The organism is Blastomonas sp., from assembly GCF_046294995.1.
Taxonomy (GTDB): domain Bacteria; phylum Pseudomonadota; class Alphaproteobacteria; order Sphingomonadales; family Sphingomonadaceae; genus Blastomonas.
Map to the genome: position 1 here is coordinate 1 of NZ_JBKBOG010000001.1, position 18,835 is coordinate 18,835.

Sequence of the window (18,835 nt, forward strand, 5' to 3'; positions counted from 1 at the left end):
CGTTGAGCAGCAGCGGCATTCCGCAGGCCGCCGCCGCCTGTTTGTCGCGCAGGCCTGCGGTCGCGGGGGTGAGCCCGATCATCTTCATGCCCAGCGAAACCGCACCGGACGAACACAGGATAACTTCGTACCCCCTTGCCGTCAAAACTCCAATATCTTCCATCAGTCGTTGAAGGAATGCCCATCTTGGTACAAGCTTGTTCTGATCGGTTAAAAGACTCGATCCAACTTTTATGACAATACGTGGAGTTTTACTCACGATATACTCAACTTTTTTATTAACGGAATGATGCATAGGGACTTTCGGTAGATGGACCCTTTGCTGTGTGTCAGTCAGCGGTTTGACATCGGAAACCAACTTTGACATAGGGCCGTATATCCACAACATTAACATATGGCAACCCGGAGTTGCTCCGAGCGGAGGATACAGGTCATCGCCGTCTGTTTCCCTCAACGGCAGCGCCCGGCTCCCGGTTTTCACAGTCAGCGCGGTGCTGTCGGTGGCAGATGAATGAAACAGGAGGTGAAGAGCTTGCGTATTGCATTGGTTGGACACGGTAAAATGGGGGGTGCGTTGCTCACTCAGTGGCGCGCCGTGGCTGAACGGGACTTTCCCGGCACACGATTTTTTGTCATCGATCCCATGGCCGATCTCGACCCTTCGGGCGGCTCGGACAGAGTTGCTTTTCTGCGTGAGCCACCGCCGGTGGGTGAGTGCGCCTTCGACCTGGTGATTGTCGCCGTGAAGCCGCAGGTGGTGTCCGAGGTTCTGCCCGATTATGCCGGGCGCTTGACCCCGAACGGGTTCGTCGCATCGATCGCGGCGGGCTGCTCGATCGAGCGGCTGCGCGCGCTGTCCGGCGGCGCGCCAGTCGTGCGCGTCATGCCCAACCTCCCTTCGGCGATCGGAGCAGGCGTCAGCGGGCTCTGCGCCGATGACCGTGCGACGGATGCGCAACGGGCACTGATCGAACGCCTGATGGCAGCAGCGGGCAGCACGATGTGGGTGGCCGATGAAGACATGCTTGACCGGCTGACCGCTGTCGCAGGATCAGGTCCCGGTTACGTGTTCGAGATCGCCCGTAATTATGTCGATGCAGCCACGGCCTTGGGCTTCAGTCCCAAGGATGCCCGGGAGATGGTGCTCGGTACCATGGCGGGGACGATCGCCATGGCGCAGGCATCGGAATCAAGTCTCGAGGAATTGCGCACCAGTGTGACGAGCAAGAACGGCACGACTGCAGCAGGCCTTGACGCCCTCAACGGCGACGGTGCGCTCGGCGAGCGGTTTCAGGCGACGTTGGCTGCCGCCTATGACCGCGCGGTCGATCTCCGCTGACGGCGGCACAGGGCCACCCCACAAAATAAAGGCCAGTTCGGCCGGAAAGACGACCCATGACAGTGATGCAACCTATCCAGAAACCTGCCACCGATGTCGGCTCCCATGTCGCCGCGCTGTGCGCATCCGCAAAGGCCGCCGCGCGCCAGCTCGCCGCCGCGGACACCGCGACCAAGAACACCGCATTGCGCGCCGCTGCCCGGGCGCTGCGCACCGCGAGCGCCGATCTGATCGCGGCGAATGAAGCGGATATCGCGGGCCTGGGTGACGGCAAGCCTGCATCGTTCATCGACCGGCTGCGGCTGGACGAAGGCCGGGTCTTGGCGCTGGCCGATGCGCTCGACGCCATTGCCGAACTGCCCGACCCGGTGGGACGTGAGCTGGCACGGTTCGATCGCCCCAACGGCCTCGATATTCGGAGGGTTGCAGTGCCGATTGGCGTGATCGCGATGATCTATGAATCGCGGCCCAATGTCGGCGCGGATGCCAGCGCCCTGTGCATCAAGTCGGGCAATGCGATCATCCTGCGCGGCGGATCGGAAAGCATCCGCTCGACCGCCGCGATCGTCGGCTGCATGCGGGCGGGGCTGGTCGAGGCTGGCCTGTCTCCCGATTGCGTGCAGACCGTCGGCACCACCGACCGATCCGCGGTCACCGAACTGCTGCACGCGGTCGATCACGTCGATCTCGTCATTCCGAGGGGCGGGCGTGGGCTGGTCGAACTGGTCCGGCGCGAAGCCCGCGTGCCGACGCTGCTGCATCTGGATGGCAATTGCCACAGCTATGTCCATGCCGATGCGGATGTGGCGCAGGCCGTTGCCATCATCCGCAATGCCAAGCTGCGCCGCACGGGCGTATGCGGCGCAACCGAGAGCATCGTCGTCGACCGACAGATCGCAGCCAAGGTGCTGCCCGCATTGATCGATGCTCTGCCCGATTGCGACCTGCGCGGCGATGCCGAGGCGATCGCCATCGATGCACGGTTGTCCGCCGCCAATGATTCAGACTGGGGCACCGAATATCTCGATGCCATCGCGTCAGTGAAAATCGTTGACGGGCTCGATGCCGCCATCGAGTTTATCGCCGAACATTCCTCGGGACATACCGATGCAATTCTCACCCGCAATGACGATGCCGCCCGCAGGTTCATGGTGGCGATCGACAGTGCGGTGGTGATGCACAATGCCTCGACCCAGTTTTCGGACGGCGGCGAATTCGGCATGGGCGCGGAGATCGGCATCGCGACCGGAAAAATGCACGCACGCGGACCCGTCGGTCTCGAACAGCTTACCAGCTTCAAGTATCTCGTCCATGGTAACGGCCAGATTCGCGCCTGACGCGCATCTGAACCACATACCTCGATAACCGCCAGCTGCCGAACGGAGCTCAATCATGAATTCGGAAACCGCCGTGTCGCTGGGCGGCTATTTTGTGCTGATGCTTGGTATCGGTCTTTATGCCTGGCGCAAATCCACCAGCAACGTGTCCGAATTCATGCTGGGCGGGCGCAACCTGCCGCCTGCAGTCGCAGCGCTCTCTGCGGGTGCTTCGGACATGAGCGGCTGGATGCTGATGGGGCTTCCAGGCGCTGTCTACCTGGCGGGCTATAGCGCGGTGTGGATCGCGGTGGGGTTAACGTTCGGCGCGTGGGCAAATTACCGCCTCGTCGCGCCGCGGCTGCGCGCCTATACCGAAATCGCCGATGATGCCGTCACTATCCCGGACTATCTTGAAAAGCGCTTCGAGGATCGCAGCCGCAACCTCAGGGTGATCGCGTCGCTGGTCATCGTCGTGTTTTTTACCTTGTACACCTCGGCTGGCCTGGTTGCAGGCGGCAAATTGTTTGAGGCGTCGTTCGGCTATGATTATCGCTTCGGGCTCATCCTGACAGCGTCGGTTGTCGTGCTCTACACGCTGTTTGGCGGCTTTCTGGCGGTGAGCCTCACCGATTTCGTCCAGGGCTGCATCATGTTCATCGCACTGGTGCTGGTTCCGATCGTCGCTATCGCAGCGGTGGGCGGCTGGGGCGACACGCAGGCAGCGGCCACAGCGATCAATCCGGACTATTTTGACTGGTTTGCCGGCATCAGTACCCTGGGCATCATCTCGAGCCTCGCCTGGGGGTTGGGCTATTTCGGCCAGCCCCATATCATCGTGCGGTTCATGGCGGTGCGTTCGGTCAAGGATATGCCTGCCACGCGCCGCATCGGCATGTCGTGGATGATTGTTACCGTCGTCGGCGCAGTGTTGTGCGGAATTGGCGGCCTTGCTTATGTAGCACAAAACAACATCGCGCTGGCGGACCCCGAGACGATCTTCATCGTCCTGTCGCAGACGCTGTTTCACCCCTATATTGCGGGCTTTCTGCTCGCCGCCATTCTCGCTGCCATCATGAGCACGATCTCCTCGCAGCTTCTGGTGTCGTCAAGTTCTCTGACCGAAGATTTCTACAAAACGTTCTACCGCACATCAGCAAGCCAGACCGAGCTCGTCATGGTCGGCAGGGCAGCGACCCTGCTGGTGGCGATCGTCGCTGTGTTTCTTGCGCTGGACCGGTCGAGCAGCATCCTGTCGCTTGTCGGGAATGCATGGGCAGGCTTCGGTGCGGCGTTTGGGCCGGTTATCCTGCTCAGCCTGCATTGGCGGCGCATGTCTCGTCAGGGTGCACTTGCAGGCATCATCAGCGGCGCATCAACGGTGTTGATCTGGCTGTATGCCCCCTTCACGATCAACGGGCAGGCTCCGACCGACGTCGTATACGAGATTATCCCCGGGTTCATCATCAGCACGATCGCCGCTGTTACCGTCAGTGGCTTCGGAAAGGCGGCACCGGACACCCTGAAGAAGAACTTCAGCGCCATGCTCGACGCGCAATGACCCGGTGAAGCGTATTGCTTCGCCAGGACGAAAGGCGCCCAGGTTGTCATAGTGGAAAGCGAACTTTGTTGCGCCGCTTGTCGACCCGGTCTGCCACTGCCTGATCGTCGACTTCGCCGTAGCCCGCCGACGCCGTGATAATCGGACGTGCGTTCGGGCATGAGCGTTCAGTAAGGCGGAGGCACCTTCTCTCGCTGGCTGCGTGCCGCCTCAACCCACCAGGCGAGGTCATCCGCGAAGCGGGGGAAGGCGCGTTCGAGAGCCGCTCCGCCGTCTCCGATTGGATGGGCGTCAGCATCGAGCGCATGCCCGATCCCGCCGACGGCCAGCGTGCTTGATATCACGACCATGCCCATTTCCGAAAGCGTACCGTGCCACGCGGTCGCAGCGCGCGCCCCGGCAAGGCGTCCCGCCGAGTAGCTGGCGATTGCCGCTGGCCGCCAATACCATTCCTCGAGGAAATGATCGGTAAGGTTCTTGAGGCCCGGCTGCACGCCCCAATTGTATTCGCCGGTGACGAACACGAACCCATCCGCCGCGCGGATCTTCTCCGCGAGCTGCTCGAGATTGGCAGGAGCCTCGCCCTTTGAATATTCCTTGTACATGCGATCAAGGATCGGCAGCCCAACCGCCTTCGCGTCGATCAGCTCGGCAGCGGCGCCGCGCTTCTGCAAAGCACGGACCAGATAATCAGCGAGACGAATGCCCTGCCGATCGCTGCGGTAGGAACCATAGAAAACCAGGATACGGTCGGCCAATTTCAGTCTCCTCCAAGTGGCAAGGCAAGGCGGTGGTCGCAGCATGGCCATGATGGTCGAGCGCCACTGATTGCGATGCTTCTCGTTGCCCAACCCGCTTTGGATGCCACCGGGCTGAGCGGTTCTCAGGTCCTTCGCCTTCTTGCGCGCGTCGGCCAGCGATTCTCTTGACGTTGAGCTTGTTGCGCAAGTGCATGGTGGCGTCCTTGGCCCGATGATTGCACCGATCGGCCATGTCCTCCAGTCATAAAATGAACCGCGCATCACCGCGATTAAGCTCGAGCCAGGAATTGACCGAAGCGCCCGTAAATCCCGGGAAATTTCCGTTCATGCGGTGTGTGGTGCGGCGCTGAAGATCAGGCTCTGGCGGAGACGGAGGTATTACGAAGTTAAGTGTATGTATTTGATATAAAATTTAAATAATTGTTCCCGCCACCTGTTCCCACATGGCGTTCCCTGTGGATCAAAACGCTCATCTAGAACCGTACCGTGAATATGACAAACTACGCTATTGTTGTCGATGATTATCTTATCGGTGCAGCTTGGTTTCGGTCATAGGGCCAATTCCTGAACTCGCGTTTGCAACTGCGATCTAGGTCCTCAATTTTAGCGATGCTGCATCGAGGCGAATATATCCCAGGTAGCTCATTTTGTTGGACTGGTGCCCTTCTGCACGAGGGAATAGAAATCAGTCGTATCGGTACAGGGTAACCCCTTTGGCCGCCTCTTCAATGTCCTCGCTGCTGGCGCCTTTTGGTATGCCACGGCTAAAGGTCTGCACCGGGTCTGTGTGAAGTCCGTCTAGAATGTATCGCAAGTGCGCTTGGCCTGCGGGAGATTTGGTATCAAACTGCTGTACGAGCACGCGATCACCAACCAACTCGATCTTTATGACGGGATCATCATCGCTAGGTTTCATTTCAATTTTGTAAGTGTTAGCGAAATTTGGATTTCGCTTAGCGAAAGTGGGGCTGATAACTCGCTCAACATTGTTTAGGATTATGGGGATAGGGCCGTCTAAATCTGTTTGGCCAAGCTGGCGGCGTAGCTCATGCGCAACAGGCACTGGCAGTTGCCCTTGGGTTCCACGCGCTAGGCGGAGCTTTACGAAAATCCGTTTCCAGTCAGCAGATGGCTCGGCTGGTCCTGGTTCAATGGCGCTGACGAGTAGGCCGGGCGGCACGTGACGGCGTTTAGGAGCCTTAAATCCAAACAAGGCATCGGGTTTGGCGGCGGTCGCTCGCGTACGTGCAGATTTTCCCCTCAACCTTGATTCGGGTAGTACATATCCACCATCGACTAGCTGTTTCAAAAATGCGGCATCGAGCTTATGTGCAAGGTTGTCCTTTGTATCGACTAGCGCCGCCATATAGCTACTGATTGAGGCTTCCAACTGCCCGCCCTTGGGTTCGACTAGCAGTGCCGAAAGTTCTTCGTTCGTTGAGAGTCCCGCGCCCGTTAAATTGTTGGATCCGATGTATGCTCGAGCATGGGTCGTGGTTTTAAACGCATAAAATTTGGGGTGATAAATGCTCGATGCTTCGTTGTGGCGGACCCAAATATCTGCCTGGCCCTGTAGCCTCAGCAGCATTTCCAGTCCTTCGATTGACGTGTTTTCACGATCAACACCAATGACAGCCTGAAGGCTTCCGCCGCGTTCCAGCAGCGCCATCAACGCTTGCAAGATCAATCCTACCCCGGAGGCCCGTGCCCAAGCACTGGCAATGTCAACGTGGGTAGCTTGGGCCAGTTCTTTACGGAGCATATCCACGAACGGACTGCCGTCATAAAATTGAGGAATCAGCATGCGTTTCTCTGAAAACAAATCGTGGACATAACGCTTGTCACCTCATGATGAGTCGGCTAGTGTCACCTCATGTTGAGGTGAGTTTATGGTCTTCAATCCGCAGGCAGCTGAAAAGCATCCCATCCATGGTTATGTCTGCCCAGACGTGCACTGTCAGTTTGAAGCCTATAGGCGGCATTTGGGTCTGACCAGTAGTTCATCGTTGCTTACGTTGTTAGTTATTCGGGAAATCAAGGTTAAGCGGCTAGCATCGTCGGGTGTCCGCGTGCGTGATGGGCAGCCGCGTACCGCGAAGGTTTCAGCCTATATCGATTCAGGCAAGGCGCAGGCATTTAAAGGGCTTATCGAGCAGCTAGGTCGTTCGGCCTCCGAGTGTGCAGCGGATTTAGTTGAGCGGGAGCTTGAAGAGCGCTGGCTCGAAACAGTAATTGAGGCTCTTCCTGCCAATGGGAAGGATGCGTGACCGTGAGGGTAGCGGTGTCGCCTCGGGCGGGGCGCTCTCTTGAGGGCATGGTAGCCCCTCTGCGCGAGCAAGTTTCTGTCGCGGTTGCTGCGGCTATTGAAGCGTTGCCCCTTCCATTTCCTTGGTTAATGAGCGCATGCGCTAGGGACCTCGTAGAGGAGCAAGACTGGGTAGCGCGTTCAGCGTGGGCGGCAGTGGCTTTGGCCCTAATCGAGGCTTCCGTAACAGGAAGGCCGGCGAATGTTGCCCGAGCGCTTACATGGTTTAAGTCTAGCTCAGATGGTCATTGGGATGATGTAAATGCAGCATTAGTGGATGTGTCTGCACGCTCAGATCTGATCCAGCTGCTCCCCTATTTGCTTGATACTTACGGTCGCACCACACGGCTCGACGTAATCCGAAATAACGGATTGCGCGCAGCACGCAGTGCGCGCAAGAAAACCGGCTCATTCTATACGCCAGCTGATGTTGTAGGGTTTATGGTCGATGCGATCGCCAGCCCGCCAGACTCCCCTCATTACGATAACGAGTATTGGTGCGATCCTGCGTGCGGTAGCGGCGTATTTCTTGCGGGCGCCCTCCAACGTCGCGCGTTCCCAGATGCACATTCGCGGCGGGATTTTGCGCTGACGCGGCTTTATGGGGCCGACATATCACCACAGGCATGCGATTTCGCCGCTTTTACTATTCTGTCGATAATTGCCGATTTGGGGTCGCCGCCTCGGGATCTGTGGCAGATAATTCGTGGCCATTTTGTCGCTCTTGATGCTACGCAACCGAGCTTTGGGCGCGCTGGCGCGAACCTGCGCGAAGTTTTGCATCTAGGTTCTGCGCCGCTCAGATTGATATGCAACCCACCTTATGTGAGCGCTGGCCAAGTTTCGACGTTAGCGGATGGCTACCCGACTCGCGCTCTGTATCTCCCATTCATTGAAATGGCTTGGCGGGTAGCGAATGGCCCAAACGATGCGACATCACTGGTTGTGCCGTTGGCACTTGGTTCTAACCGATCGACAGATCATCGGCGCTGTCGAATGTCATTGGCCCAGGCCGGAGGAACTTGGACCTTGCTATTTTTTGATCGCCAACCTCATGCACTTTTCGGCGAGGAAGCTAAAACCCGTGCCACTATTGCGATACGCCGACCTGGTCCGACGCCCGCTGAGATACGCACAAGTGGGCTGCTCAAATGGACCAGTCGGCAACGCCTATCGATTTTTTCAGAGGCGCGCACGACCTCGATGGGGCAGGCCAACATCGGTCAATTTGTCCCCAAGCTTGGTTCGCAGGAAGAGGTGGAGCTTTATGCCGCGCTAGAACAATTTAGCATGCGATCCGGTATGCGACCCGAGCCGGTTAAAGCTACAGCACAAGATATTGTCGGAACTGCGTTGAACGGTGACGTTTTTGTTGCGGGAACAGCGTACAACTTTCTCAATGTTTTTCGGAGCTATCCAGACAATTTAAGCTGGCAAGGCACGCTTAGTGCATCTGGCATTCATCGGATGGCCTGTGACAGCATTGACGCCGCCGATGCGGTAACGGCAATTCTGAGCTCCCGCCTTGCATTTTGGCTTTGGCACGTACAGTGCGACGGGTTCCATGTCCCGGCTTGGTTTTTGGCGGAGCTACCCCTTCTTAATATCCGGCTGGATGCGGCAGCGCTCGCCACTCTAGGGCAGCTTGGACGTGAGGCATGGGCCGGACTGCAACGTGATATCTTGCTTAGTACTAATCGCGAGAGACTGACTTTTGCATTTCGTCCTACCGAAATCGGCCTTGTGCGCACTCAAATAGACCAAACGCTACTCGCCCTTATTGGCGTCGATCCTGCACGAGCTGCAATGCTTGAGCAGTTTGAGGCTCGTGTCGTTTCGATCGATGGAGCCGTCCGTCGCATCCCTAAAAAGATTCCCTCAGGAGAACAGTGATGAAGCCGTCTGCCGAAGTTAAATCTCTTAGTCAGCTGACTAAGGAGGAGTGGCGTGAATATACCAAGACGGTGTGGAGCATTGCCAATGTCTCGCACGATCTACATCCAGCGACATTTCCTGTTGAGATACCAAAAAGGCTGATAAAGCTGTTCAGCTTTTGGAGCGAAACGGTACTTGATCCTTTTGGTGGTGTTGGGTCTACCGCAGTGGCTGCTCTTCGTGAGGGGAGACGTGCCATATGCATCGATCAAAACCCAAAGTTCGTCGAAGAAATGTGTGCGCGGATTGATGCTGAGCCATCGGTCGATAAAAATCTGCTTGACGCAAGGGTTGGTGATTCCCGCGATCTTTCGGGCATCAACGCCGATTCAGTAGATTTAATTGTAACGAGCCCGCCTTATTGGGATAAAGCTGATTACGGTGGTGAGTCATCCGATATAGGCACAACTGGTAGTTATGTGGAGTTTTTGGCTGAGCTGCGTCGTGTATTCGAAGAATGTTTTCGCGTGCTAAAGCCAGGTCGGAAAATGTGTGTGGTAACAGCCAATGTTAATCAGATGACTGATCACGGGTTGCTTACATTTCCACTAAGTACAGACATCGGGTTGATGCTTCGTGACATCGGGCTAGTTATGATCAATGAAGTCATTTGGTCAAAAGATGGCACTGGCGGGCGCTGGGGTTCTGCTAATGGGCAGCGACCAATTTTCGGTAGCTACCCTTATCCACCAAATTTCCTCTTTAAGAACGTTCATGAATACGTGATAATATTTGCAAAGCCAGGACTTACCAAATCCAAAGGCGCAAAAGTCCGTCTTTACGAAGACATTATGTCGTTTCCGAAACTTCAGGCGGCTGAATGATTAAAACCAGATACCTTTTAGTAACCTTGATTGCATAGCAGCTACGCAATGAGGCGCCACCATGTGGCGCCTCCGCGCGTTTGTTGCGTTGAACTGTCTTTAAGGCCTATTTTTAGTTGATTAGATATGATGCGTCCGTTTGGAGAAGACGAGTCATAAACTTCGAACTGGATACCTTCCCCAGTACGAATGAACCGGGCTACTGGGTCTACCATATTGGCGATTTCAGGTAACTGTAATTTCATGGTGTTGCGTCTGTCACCCGCCATGGAGAGCGTCATTGTTCGGTTGCTGCCTGTCCTGAGATCCTTCAGGGTACGAATGTTACCAAAGAATCGGTCGACAACTCGTAAGGGTATCTGCGTCTGCGTCCGACCTCGGCCATGGCGCAGACGCATCAACAGTTCGGGGTCATTGCTTGAAACTAGCGTTGGTTTCCCCAGTGCTTCGTCTGGAATTATGGTGATCTCCAGTCGCCAGCCAAAGCTCGTCGCAGCCGAAGCTAAATTTGGAAGTTCCGCTGCCGTTGTGCTGAAGGATCGTGGCAAGCCAAGTTGCAGCACGGCACCTTGTTGGGTGAGCGGGAGACGTTCCAGTGCCAGACGTGCGTCAAAGATGTCTGCGCGTTGCCTCAGGCGGCGGTACAAATCTCGCCAAGCCTGTCTCCGAAGAAATCCATTCAGACGCCAGCTGTCGGCATGTATCGTACCCCAGCTGTCTTTTAGCCATCCGTGAGCAACCTTTGCACATCGAACTGTTTCGCTAAAATCTGCGCCCTCAGATAGGGCCAGCAACGTGAGCGGGGCGTGCTTAGAAATGTCATCGCGAGCGAAAGCCATCGCAGTCCAAAGTTCAGGCTTGGTGCCAACATGAGCGACCCCATTCCACAAGAATACATCGACCCAATCGTCGCCGACTGCCACCAGCCGATGGTGTGTCTTATCGAGGCTGATGGCTGACTGCGGGTCGTGAACTTCAAATGCTGCTAGGGTCGCGGTGGGGTCACCGCCCTCTGACGGCACCGCCACGCTTAGTGCATTAGCTGATACCGAGGTGCCAAATAGAGGTAGGGCGAACCCGTGTTCTGTCAGGCGCTCATAGGCGATGAGATACATTGCCTTGGCCCCGTCTAACGCGGTGCTCATGTGGCCACTCCCTTCAACTTTCTCCGGATTACAGCCGAAATGGTAGCAGAGTATGAATCAGGCGTTTCATTTGCACGCCAATCATAAGTTTCAAACTCAATATCCAAAATACGGAGCATGTTTAAGAAGTCTGTGTTGCGGCCATTTGGATCTTCAAGCAACTGTTCGGGAAAAACTAATAGCCGTCCATGCCCTTGACGAAGGTCGATCGATTGTAAGTAGGCTATCTCAACTGCAGAAGCTCGCCTGTCTGGCTTTCCGGATCCAACTCCCGCCAGTCCAGCGATGCGGGTCCAGCTTTGGCCAACTGCACGCCAATGCGGGATTGACCCAACAAGGGAAGGCTTAATCCGGGCATCAAAATAGTTGGTGACGTCCTCGAACGCCCACTCAAGATGTCTGCATGCCGCGCTCAGGTCAGGATCAAGTTCATAATCTTCAATGTAAATTGAAGGGTCCACAACAGGGTCAAAGAAACCGGCCATAAATGCGCCAGTATCGAAAGGATAAACATGGTATGGCGTAGGAAGGGCCTCAGGCGATAGCACAATTGCGAATGGAAAAAAATTTAACTGATCGTTTTTCTGATCTCCATTCCCGAAACGATATGCCGGGCGTGCAACAAAAAAATATACTAGGTCTTTTCCGAAAACGTTGCACTGTTTGGGTTGGAGTGATCCAGAGTCGATGATTCGTCGCCCCCACCCGACCGAGGTGATGTGCACCAGGTCAGGGGTACTTATTGACACGGACGGAACAGCCGCTTTTGCGAGATCCACGAGCTCTCTCTTGGTCGTGATACCCCGCGGCCTTCTCCGTGCATCCAGCGCCATTTCTAGTTCAACTCCCTATTCGTTTTCTTCAGGACACAGCTTACCAACTGAGCAACCGGGCGGGATTTAATCGCCCCGTCCTTTCACTGCCGTATGCTAATTAAGCAGACGGCTTTTCCTGCCGCAAAGAAAGCCTAGCTCTGCCTGTTTCCTCGGAGATCGGTTTCTCGGTGTCTCCGTGTCCGCGCCCGGATACGGGGGGCACCGGTTCATTTTCAGGCGATAGATCGTCGGCAGTTGGCAGCTCGTTTTCTGTCGTAAGCAGTATGGGCTTGGATCTCGAACCTCTCATGTCCTCGCCAGCACCCCTTATGGCTTTTGAAATGGGATCCAACTCAGCTGGTCCCGAATGATGGGAGCGCGATATTACCTTCTCCAGCCCCTTTTCCGACATTTGCTGCAGAATTGGCAGCATTCGCTTGAATGCCTGAGAGCGCGTTTTGATTTCTTTCACGTCTCGCTGGTGGGAAATCAGAAATGCTCGCGCATCACTGAGCTTTGGAAAGGCCGAGCCTTCATCGTATCGAAGGGCAAGGGTTTGGAGGAGCGAGCGCCGCTCAGCGGGTAGCTGCAGTTCTTCTATTTGCGCTACCGCGCTGGCTTTTGATGCCGCCCCAAGCTTTGCTGCGATTTTGCGATTTTCCGTAGCGCTGTCATCGATAGATTCGAGAGCATCCTTGACAGCGCTCTGTCCCCAACCATCGACGAGTGTCTGCAGTATGCCACGGAGTATCTGATCTCGATTTAGCTTAGCAACCACTTTTAAAGCCCTATATGATCGAAAAATTCTTGAGCGAATGTCCAAAATAGGTTTGCATCGCCCGAATATCGATAGTCACCCCGCATCAGCTTTGGATAGCCACGAGAGTGGTACATCTGCTTGGAAAAAATGTGCCAGCCATGGGTCGCACATTCCTGCTTGATTGACGCCATCGCGCGCGCCTTCTCTGGACCACCGTCATTCCCGCCATGGTAGAAGGCGTTGTTTATCACGACACCAGCCACCTCGATAGCATGTGCTTTATTCCGGCGCTGAAAATTGGCCAGCGATTCAGCGAGCAGTGGAAACCCGATCGTCGCAAAAAATTCCGGTCTCACCGGAATGAGCACGTAGTCACTGGCGTGATAAGCTGCCGTTGTGAACACCGATTCCGTCGGGGCGCAGTCGATTAGGATAAGATCCTTGGACTTAAAATTCTTGGAAAGAAATTTAGCGAGGATACGGGGGTCGGGTCTAACAGCATTGGTCAAGGCATCAGAAAAGTCAAAACGCGAAGGAATAAGATCCAAGCGACGATCACCGCTTTCAAGAATGAGTTCGGTAACTGCATCCGCAGTCAGCGGTTGCGTTCCTCCGCTCCCAGGCTTTGGAGGCAAGAAGTCGTTAAAAACTTCAACAATTGTTCCACCTTGCTGGGCTATGAATGTCGAATAGCTTTGATGCATTAGCCCTTGGCTAAGATTGGCTTGCGGGTCCAAATCGATTGCCAATACATCTTTACCTCTTGAATTGAATGCATAGCGACTCAAGAGCGCGGTGATCGTCGATTTTCCTACACCGCCTTTGAGATTGATAACGCAAACAGTGATTGGACCCGGTTTCGCCATTTCATTATCCCCCAATTTTGGTTTCCTTAGAGATACCGCGTCTGGCGTTCCGTGCCAACAACAATAGAAAGAGTACAAAAACAACCACATTGCACCCAGAGATTGCTGGCCATTTCTTGATCGAGAGATACCCCGGAAAAATGATCGTAGGCACTGCCGTTCATGATGAAATTGTGCATCCAAGGCGATCAGATCCATCAGGCTTGGTATACCGCCTCGAAATCTGGTTAACCCAAATTCGGTATGTCGGTAAGTTCCATAAGCAAAACGAGCGTTCCGTTATCAGGGGTTGTGCAGAGGTTCTAAATTATTGGGCTTTGGCTTTGGTCGGCTACAGATCAAAGGTTGCCTAAATTGCCCGCGCGATGCCGCTCAATCAGCCCGCGCAAGCTTTCGGTCAATACAAGCGTGGAAGATCCCATTTTGACGACCTCGACCTCACCACGCGCGATGAGCAGGTACAGCGTGCTACGGCTGATGCCGGTGAACCGACAGGCATCGGGCACCCGCATACTGATCGGCTCAATCGACAACGGCGATGAGGGCGGAAGGGGTATTCCAGGCATTACGGTACCAATTGTTTGAAAACCGGGAGACAGGATGGCCTGAAAATGGAGACCATCTGAGAATGCCAATTATCCATGCTCGGCGCGCTAAATGCCACACGACAATTCTACTCCATCCTGGCCGGATGTGCATATCAGAGCAGCATCTCATCGTACCTTCGCAGGCTGAGTGATCCAGAGTTTGAGCAGCGCTGCTCGGCCTCCGCGACCGTGCCGTGGCCATTCGGGAGTCCCTTCCTGCTCGCCAGAGGGGGGTGACAAGGGCCCTTGAAGCCTCAAATTTGACACTCCCGTTCCCCGCTTTTGTCTGCCATTTTCATGTTCGATGAGAGTACTATGCGCAGCCTCGAAAAGTGGCAGAAAACCGCCACTTTGGAAAAGCGAGGCAGCGCGCGCTGCCGGATAGCACTCTCGAAAAGTGGCAGAAAACCGTTATTCACATGTGCGTGAGGTGTGTATCCAAATTACGGGTCCGATGCGAAGCATCGCGGCCCCTGTTACCCCACCGGATTTGATGCCGGTGAGGTGGCAGTAAATGGGTGCCGGTGGGGCTGGCCAACGGACGGTTCGAACGGTCATGCATGGGTGATATTTGGGGGTTGATGGCAGCATAAATGCAGCCATAGGGCGTCGCCCACGTTCGGCTCCCGAATCTACGCACTCAACCCGCTGCGACAGCTTTCGCTTCAAGGTCGGCGATCCGTTCCGAACAGATGACGTGAACAGCCCCTCCAAGCTCCTCCACGCACCCGCCAAGCCACAGCAGCTCCTCTTCGGTAATCCGATAGTGCTTCGAGTAGCGAGCCTTCACATAGGCCTCTTTCAGCTTCTCGAAGCGGGCACGATCAACCCGACTGTCACGAGGCCAGGCATCGACCAGACGCATATCGATCCGCTCGGCTTGTGTGCGCAGGAAACCAAGGTTGTGGACGTGAGGGGTGTAGAAGGTGCATACCAGCAGAACGCAATGGTATAGCCGCTCTGTCGTCTGGTGCAGCAGGAAAGCAGCTAGCCGCAAATCACCATCACGAACGGCATACCCAGCGTTGCGCTTTAAGCCCATCGCGGTAGGCAACCACTCCTCAAAATATTCCCGCGCCATGGCCAGCGCCTGCTCGGGGGTCTTCGGCTTGGGCGTATGCAGCGCTCGGTCATCCGCTTCGTGCAGCGCGATGCCGTCCTTAGCCACGTCCATGAAAAAGTAGCGGCCATGCGCAAGCCCGTCGTTCACCTCCTGAAGCGTGTGAACGATGAAGTTGACCGGCGTGTGCAACGTGCGGTCGATCGCTAGCTCGCGGATCAGCCGGTCTTCCGGCTTCAGCCAGTAATCGACGCGCTCGGTCAGACGCTTGTCGTTGACGATGATCAGCAGATCGAAGTCGGATCGATAACCCTTGGCCGTGTGCGGCTCATCGACCCAGCCGCCACGCGCGTAGCTGCCGTAAAGGATCAGTTTCTCGATCCGGCCCTTTTTCTTCCACTGGTGCGTGGCAAGCGCCAGCGCGTCCTCGAACTCTTCGAAGATGATCTGCTTCACGCGCTCAAGCTCGCGCTGCTTGTTGGCCGGAAGGTGGTCTAGATCGGTTCGCATGGGCAGGGGCACCCTGTAGGCATGGGTTACGATTGGCAAGGTCGAAGCAGCATCACCAGCGCCAGAACTGCCACCAGTCTGGCGGTTTCTCGGTCGGCATCTGCATCAGCACGAAAAGCGCATTGGCAAAATGCTGCTCGACCTGTTGCAGGGTCATGCCATGCTTGGCGGCAAGCTGGCGGTAGCTGAGTTCATCAACGCGAATGCCAAGGAAGATTTCCCGGTCGAGCGGCTCCATCCGCTCGACCGCCTTCTCGAACTTGCGCAAGCGCCTGCGCTCTGCGCGCGACAGGCGAGGCACCTTAACTCTCCTTGTCGCAATAGGCGGCCCATTCGGCCATCATGACCCGGCGCTTCTCCAGCAGATTGCCGCGTCGGTAGGCTGCTTCGGTCTTGTTGGCGACCATATGGGCGAGGGCTGCTTCTGCCACATCGCTGGGGTGGTTGGTCTCTTCGCTCACCCAGTCGCGGAACGATGAGCGGAAACCGTGCGGGGTATAGGGCTGGCTCATCTCCTTCATGAGCTTTGACAGCGTCATGTCAGACAGGGGCCGATTGTTCTTGAAGCCGGGAAAGACATACGGCGATTCCCGAAGGCGCAGCTGGGCGCAACGACGGATGATCCGCAGCGGTCTCGGGCTGAGCGGCACGACATGCTCGCGAAATGCCTTCATACGCGCCTTGGGGAGCGTCCAGAGGCCGGTTTCGAGATCAACCTCATCCCAGGTCATGCCGCGCACCTCGCCCGATCTGGCGGCGGTGAAAATGGCAAATTCGAGGGCCAGACGACTGAAGGATTCCCGAGCGCGCAGCTTCTGGATGAACTTGGGTACCTTCTCGTATGGCATGGCCGGGAAGTGGCCGTCGCGGCGTGGCTGACGGGGCAAGCCCTTGCTGATGGCGCGCATCGGAGCTTCTGCATCCCGATAGCCTGAAGCATAGGCCCAATCCAGAACCGCCCCGATCCGCTGCCGGACCCGGCGCGCTGTCTCTGGCTTCGTCAGCCAGATTTCCAAGAGCACGTCGCGGATCATCGGGCCGGTGATCCGATCAACCCTCATCTTTCCCAGCTGCGAAAACGCATACATCTCCATGGTGCGCATCCACTGCCCATGGTGCTTGCCGTTGCGCCAAGTCTTCGAATGAATGTCGAAGACCTTCTGCGCGGCGTCCCGGAAGTTGGGCACTGCCTCGATCTTGCGCCGCTCGAACTGCGGGTCGTAGCCCTGCTCGACCTGACGGCGCACCACTAGCGCCCGCTCGCGCGCTTCGGCAAGGTCCACCGTTTTGCAGCTGCCTAGGCCGAAATCTCTTCGGTTGCCTTTGTGCTGCACCCGGCAGACCCAACTGCTGGTCCCTCCCGGCCTCTCATAGCGAAAAAGGCCGTCGCCAAAACTGACACGGCGGCTGGACTGAGCCTTGGTCTTCGTGCCGGTGTTCGAAGTCGTTTCCATGGAGCTGATCATAAAATTTGTTCCCACATTTGCAAAAATGTCGGTCTGGACGACGTGGGACACACAGGGATCCGAATCACCAGCGAACCCCGCAGGGAAGCTAGACTTTCGGAGCTGATCAGGGATCGTGTGGGATTAGTAGGTGGCGGAGACGGAGTCCGCTTCGAAATCCTAGTTTTCCAACGACTATCCCGGATAATACGTCCTCAGTCATAAAAACAGCCATAAAATCGGCCGTGACCGAGGACGAACGGTGGCATCCTGTGGCGCACTTTATGTCATCGGATCATTCGGGAAAGAAGGTGTCATAGTTTGGCGGTTTGTCGCCTTCCGGTGGTGCCTGTCGCTCTGGCAGGTGCTTCTGGACGCAGTCGGTCAAGGCCATGCCTGTTTGATAAAGGTCGCCCGTTGGCAGGTCGATAACTCCCAGATCTTCGTTCTCGATGCGAATGTTTGTGCTGCGCTTAATGCCATCGGTGACCCACCACCCGTTGACATTAAACAAGCGGGCTTCGGTGATCGGCAGGCTCTGACTGTACTCTGTCATCAATGGCACCGTCTCTTCGCCAAAAGTGATCGGCAGATATCTCGGGAACCCTGGGCCAGGCCATCCATCCCACACCATATTGATTCCAGCTATCCTGCCGCGTTGCTGATAAACAGTCAGTCGGATGCGCTCGCCATGCCGATCATACTCCCCCGCTTCGACAAAACAGATGTCATCCTTGAACTGTGCGGTCGTCGAGGGTGCAGTGACCTGAGTGAAAGCAGCAAGATCGTAGCTAAGGGCATCTGCCAACATCGCGCGACCTTCTATGGTTGCCAGCTTGGTCACAAACGACGCAGCCCCTCCGTCCGTTGCGAGGTCGAAATTGCCGTCGATGTAGTCGATCTCAAAATGCGCCTTGTTGATGGCTTCCGCGATGGCGGGATTCCAACTGGTGTCCAGGCCGCCTGTGTATAGTCCAACAGATCGCAGGTTCTGTATCACTGCGACTGCGCGTTCTGGGGGCAGATCACTGTAGACGCGTTCAAGCCGCGATGATGTTTCTGGCGAAAGCGGATCAGCATTGCAGCCTGCGATCATTATGCTGAGGGCAAGTGCGGCCGTGATTGACCAATGTCGCAGACCGATCATGCGCCCAGCCCCCATTGGGCTTTGGCATAAGCCATGGCGTGTTCGTCGCCTTCCATCGTCCAGCCTTTGATCAGCAAGCGTCGCGCGACGAACTTGTTGCCTTGCACGCCATAGAAGATCGCAAGGCCGATCAATATCAATCCTCCAAGCGGGGCTGCGCCAGCAGCGGCTAAGCCCACCAGCACGAGGTATAGGAACAGCACCAGGCAACCGTGGCCCCATATCCCTTTAATGAACTGCGGCAGGCCATAGAATGGCGTCAGCAGCAGGAAGAACCAGCTGAATCCGACTTTGACGCTGACGAGCTTGCCAGTGCCGGGCTGGCGTAGAGTGACAAACATAGATGATCTCCTTCTCATGGTGATGATGGGTGTAGTGGTGAAATTATGGGTCGTAAATACCGTGGTCATTTAGCCCTGATCGCTGTTCAGAACCGGTATGGCGCGGGTGTCTGGAAAA

General features: G+C 56.1%; 18 protein-coding genes and 1 pseudogene. 6 read left to right on the forward strand and 13 right to left on the reverse strand.

Going from position 1 to position 18,835, the window contains the following annotated elements; all coding sequences use genetic code 11:
- A pseudogene (locus ACK4R0_RS00005) lies at positions 1–295 on the reverse strand (glutamate 5-kinase); the annotation flags it as partial.
- Positions 296–643: 348 nt separating this feature from the next.
- Between ACK4R0_RS00005 and ACK4R0_RS00010 the strand changes: the two are divergent.
- From ACK4R0_RS00010 to putP, 3 genes are read left to right on the forward strand one after another with little or no spacing between them, the layout of a single operon-like run.
- The gene (locus tag ACK4R0_RS00010) at positions 644–1,339 is read left to right on the forward strand and encodes a pyrroline-5-carboxylate reductase family protein (protein WP_409668385.1); all 696 of its coding nucleotides are present in this window, start codon (positions 644–646) and stop codon (positions 1,337–1,339) included.
- Positions 1,340–1,395: 56 nt separating this feature from the next.
- On the forward strand, positions 1,396–2,676 hold the full coding sequence (locus ACK4R0_RS00015) for a glutamate-5-semialdehyde dehydrogenase (RefSeq protein WP_409668388.1): 1,281 nt from the start codon (positions 1,396–1,398) through the stop codon (positions 2,674–2,676).
- A gap of 55 nt (positions 2,677–2,731) precedes the next feature.
- Positions 2,732–4,216: a sodium/proline symporter PutP gene (putP, locus tag ACK4R0_RS00020; RefSeq protein ID WP_409668391.1), complete on the forward strand. Its 1,485-nt coding sequence runs from the start codon at positions 2,732–2,734 to the stop codon at positions 4,214–4,216.
- Between the two features lie 167 nt (positions 4,217–4,383).
- Here putP and ACK4R0_RS00025 read toward each other — a convergent pair whose 3' ends face one another.
- Both ACK4R0_RS00025 and ACK4R0_RS00030 read right to left on the reverse strand, forming a co-directional pair.
- Entirely contained in the window at positions 4,384–4,974 is a 591-nt protein-coding gene (locus ACK4R0_RS00025) for an NADPH-dependent FMN reductase (protein ID WP_409668394.1), read from the reverse strand.
- A gap of 688 nt (positions 4,975–5,662) precedes the next feature.
- Complete coding sequence (locus ACK4R0_RS00030) at positions 5,663–6,781, reverse strand: phospholipase D-like domain-containing protein (RefSeq protein ID WP_409668397.1); 1,119 nt, start codon at positions 6,779–6,781, stop codon at positions 5,663–5,665.
- 85 nt (positions 6,782–6,866) lie between these two features.
- Between ACK4R0_RS00030 and ACK4R0_RS00035 the strand changes: the two genes are divergently transcribed.
- From ACK4R0_RS00035 to ACK4R0_RS00045, 3 genes are all read left to right on the forward strand, one after another.
- The gene (locus ACK4R0_RS00035; RefSeq protein WP_409668400.1) at positions 6,867–7,244 is read left to right on the forward strand and encodes a hypothetical protein; all 378 of its coding nucleotides are present in this window, start codon (positions 6,867–6,869) and stop codon (positions 7,242–7,244) included.
- Between the two features lie 317 nt (positions 7,245–7,561).
- On the forward strand, positions 7,562–9,175 hold the full coding sequence (locus ACK4R0_RS00040; protein ID WP_409668403.1) for an N-6 DNA methylase: 1,614 nt from the start codon (positions 7,562–7,564) through the stop codon (positions 9,173–9,175).
- On the forward strand, positions 9,175–10,041 hold the full coding sequence (locus ACK4R0_RS00045) for a DNA methyltransferase (protein WP_409668406.1): 867 nt from the start codon (positions 9,175–9,177) through the stop codon (positions 10,039–10,041). The genes ACK4R0_RS00040 and ACK4R0_RS00045 overlap by 1 nt, the downstream gene beginning before the upstream one ends.
- A 41-nt stretch (positions 10,042–10,082) precedes the next feature.
- On the opposite strand, the gene ACK4R0_RS00050 is transcribed toward ACK4R0_RS00045, so the two are convergent.
- From ACK4R0_RS00050 to ACK4R0_RS00095, 10 genes are all read right to left on the reverse strand, one after another.
- Positions 10,083–11,156: a hypothetical protein gene (locus tag ACK4R0_RS00050; RefSeq protein WP_409668409.1), complete on the reverse strand. Its 1,074-nt coding sequence runs from the start codon at positions 11,154–11,156 to the stop codon at positions 10,083–10,085.
- A gap of 26 nt (positions 11,157–11,182) precedes the next feature.
- Positions 11,183–11,671 carry a hypothetical protein gene (locus tag ACK4R0_RS00055; RefSeq protein WP_409668411.1) on the reverse strand — a complete coding sequence of 163 codons (489 nt, stop codon included), beginning with the start codon at positions 11,669–11,671 and terminating at the stop codon, positions 11,183–11,185.
- Between the two features lie 448 nt (positions 11,672–12,119).
- On the reverse strand, positions 12,120–12,824 hold the full coding sequence (locus tag ACK4R0_RS00060) for a hypothetical protein (RefSeq protein ID WP_409670919.1): 705 nt from the start codon (positions 12,822–12,824) through the stop codon (positions 12,120–12,122).
- Positions 12,782–13,825 (reverse strand): ParA family protein, encoded by a 1,044-nt coding sequence (locus ACK4R0_RS00065; RefSeq protein ID WP_409668414.1) that lies wholly within the window; start codon positions 13,823–13,825, stop codon positions 12,782–12,784. The genes ACK4R0_RS00060 and ACK4R0_RS00065 overlap by 43 nt, the downstream gene beginning before the upstream one ends.
- A 140-nt stretch (positions 13,826–13,965) precedes the next feature.
- The gene (locus ACK4R0_RS00070) at positions 13,966–14,262 is read right to left on the reverse strand and encodes a helix-turn-helix transcriptional regulator (RefSeq protein ID WP_409668417.1); all 297 of its coding nucleotides are present in this window, start codon (positions 14,260–14,262) and stop codon (positions 13,966–13,968) included.
- A 592-nt stretch (positions 14,263–14,854) separates the two neighbouring features.
- Positions 14,855–15,784, reverse strand: a complete 930-nt coding sequence (locus tag ACK4R0_RS00075; RefSeq protein ID WP_409668420.1) for a nucleotidyltransferase — start codon at positions 15,782–15,784, stop codon at positions 14,855–14,857.
- A gap of 52 nt (positions 15,785–15,836) precedes the next feature.
- Positions 15,837–16,085, reverse strand: a complete 249-nt coding sequence (locus ACK4R0_RS00080) for a sigma factor-like helix-turn-helix DNA-binding protein (protein WP_409668423.1) — start codon at positions 16,083–16,085, stop codon at positions 15,837–15,839.
- Position 16,086: 1 nt separating this feature from the next.
- A complete protein-coding gene (locus ACK4R0_RS00085) occupies positions 16,087–17,238 on the reverse strand; it encodes a tyrosine-type recombinase/integrase (RefSeq protein ID WP_409668426.1) in 1,152 nt (383 codons plus the stop codon).
- Positions 17,239–17,524: 286 nt separating this feature from the next.
- Complete coding sequence (locus ACK4R0_RS00090) at positions 17,525–18,376, reverse strand: hypothetical protein (RefSeq protein ID WP_409668429.1); 852 nt, start codon at positions 18,374–18,376, stop codon at positions 17,525–17,527.
- Positions 18,373–18,786, reverse strand: coding sequence for a hypothetical protein (locus ACK4R0_RS00095; RefSeq protein WP_409668432.1), 414 nt, complete (start codon positions 18,784–18,786; stop codon positions 18,373–18,375). Before ACK4R0_RS00095 ends, ACK4R0_RS00090 begins: the two co-directional genes overlap by 4 nt.
- Positions 18,787–18,835: the final 49 nt, after the last annotated feature.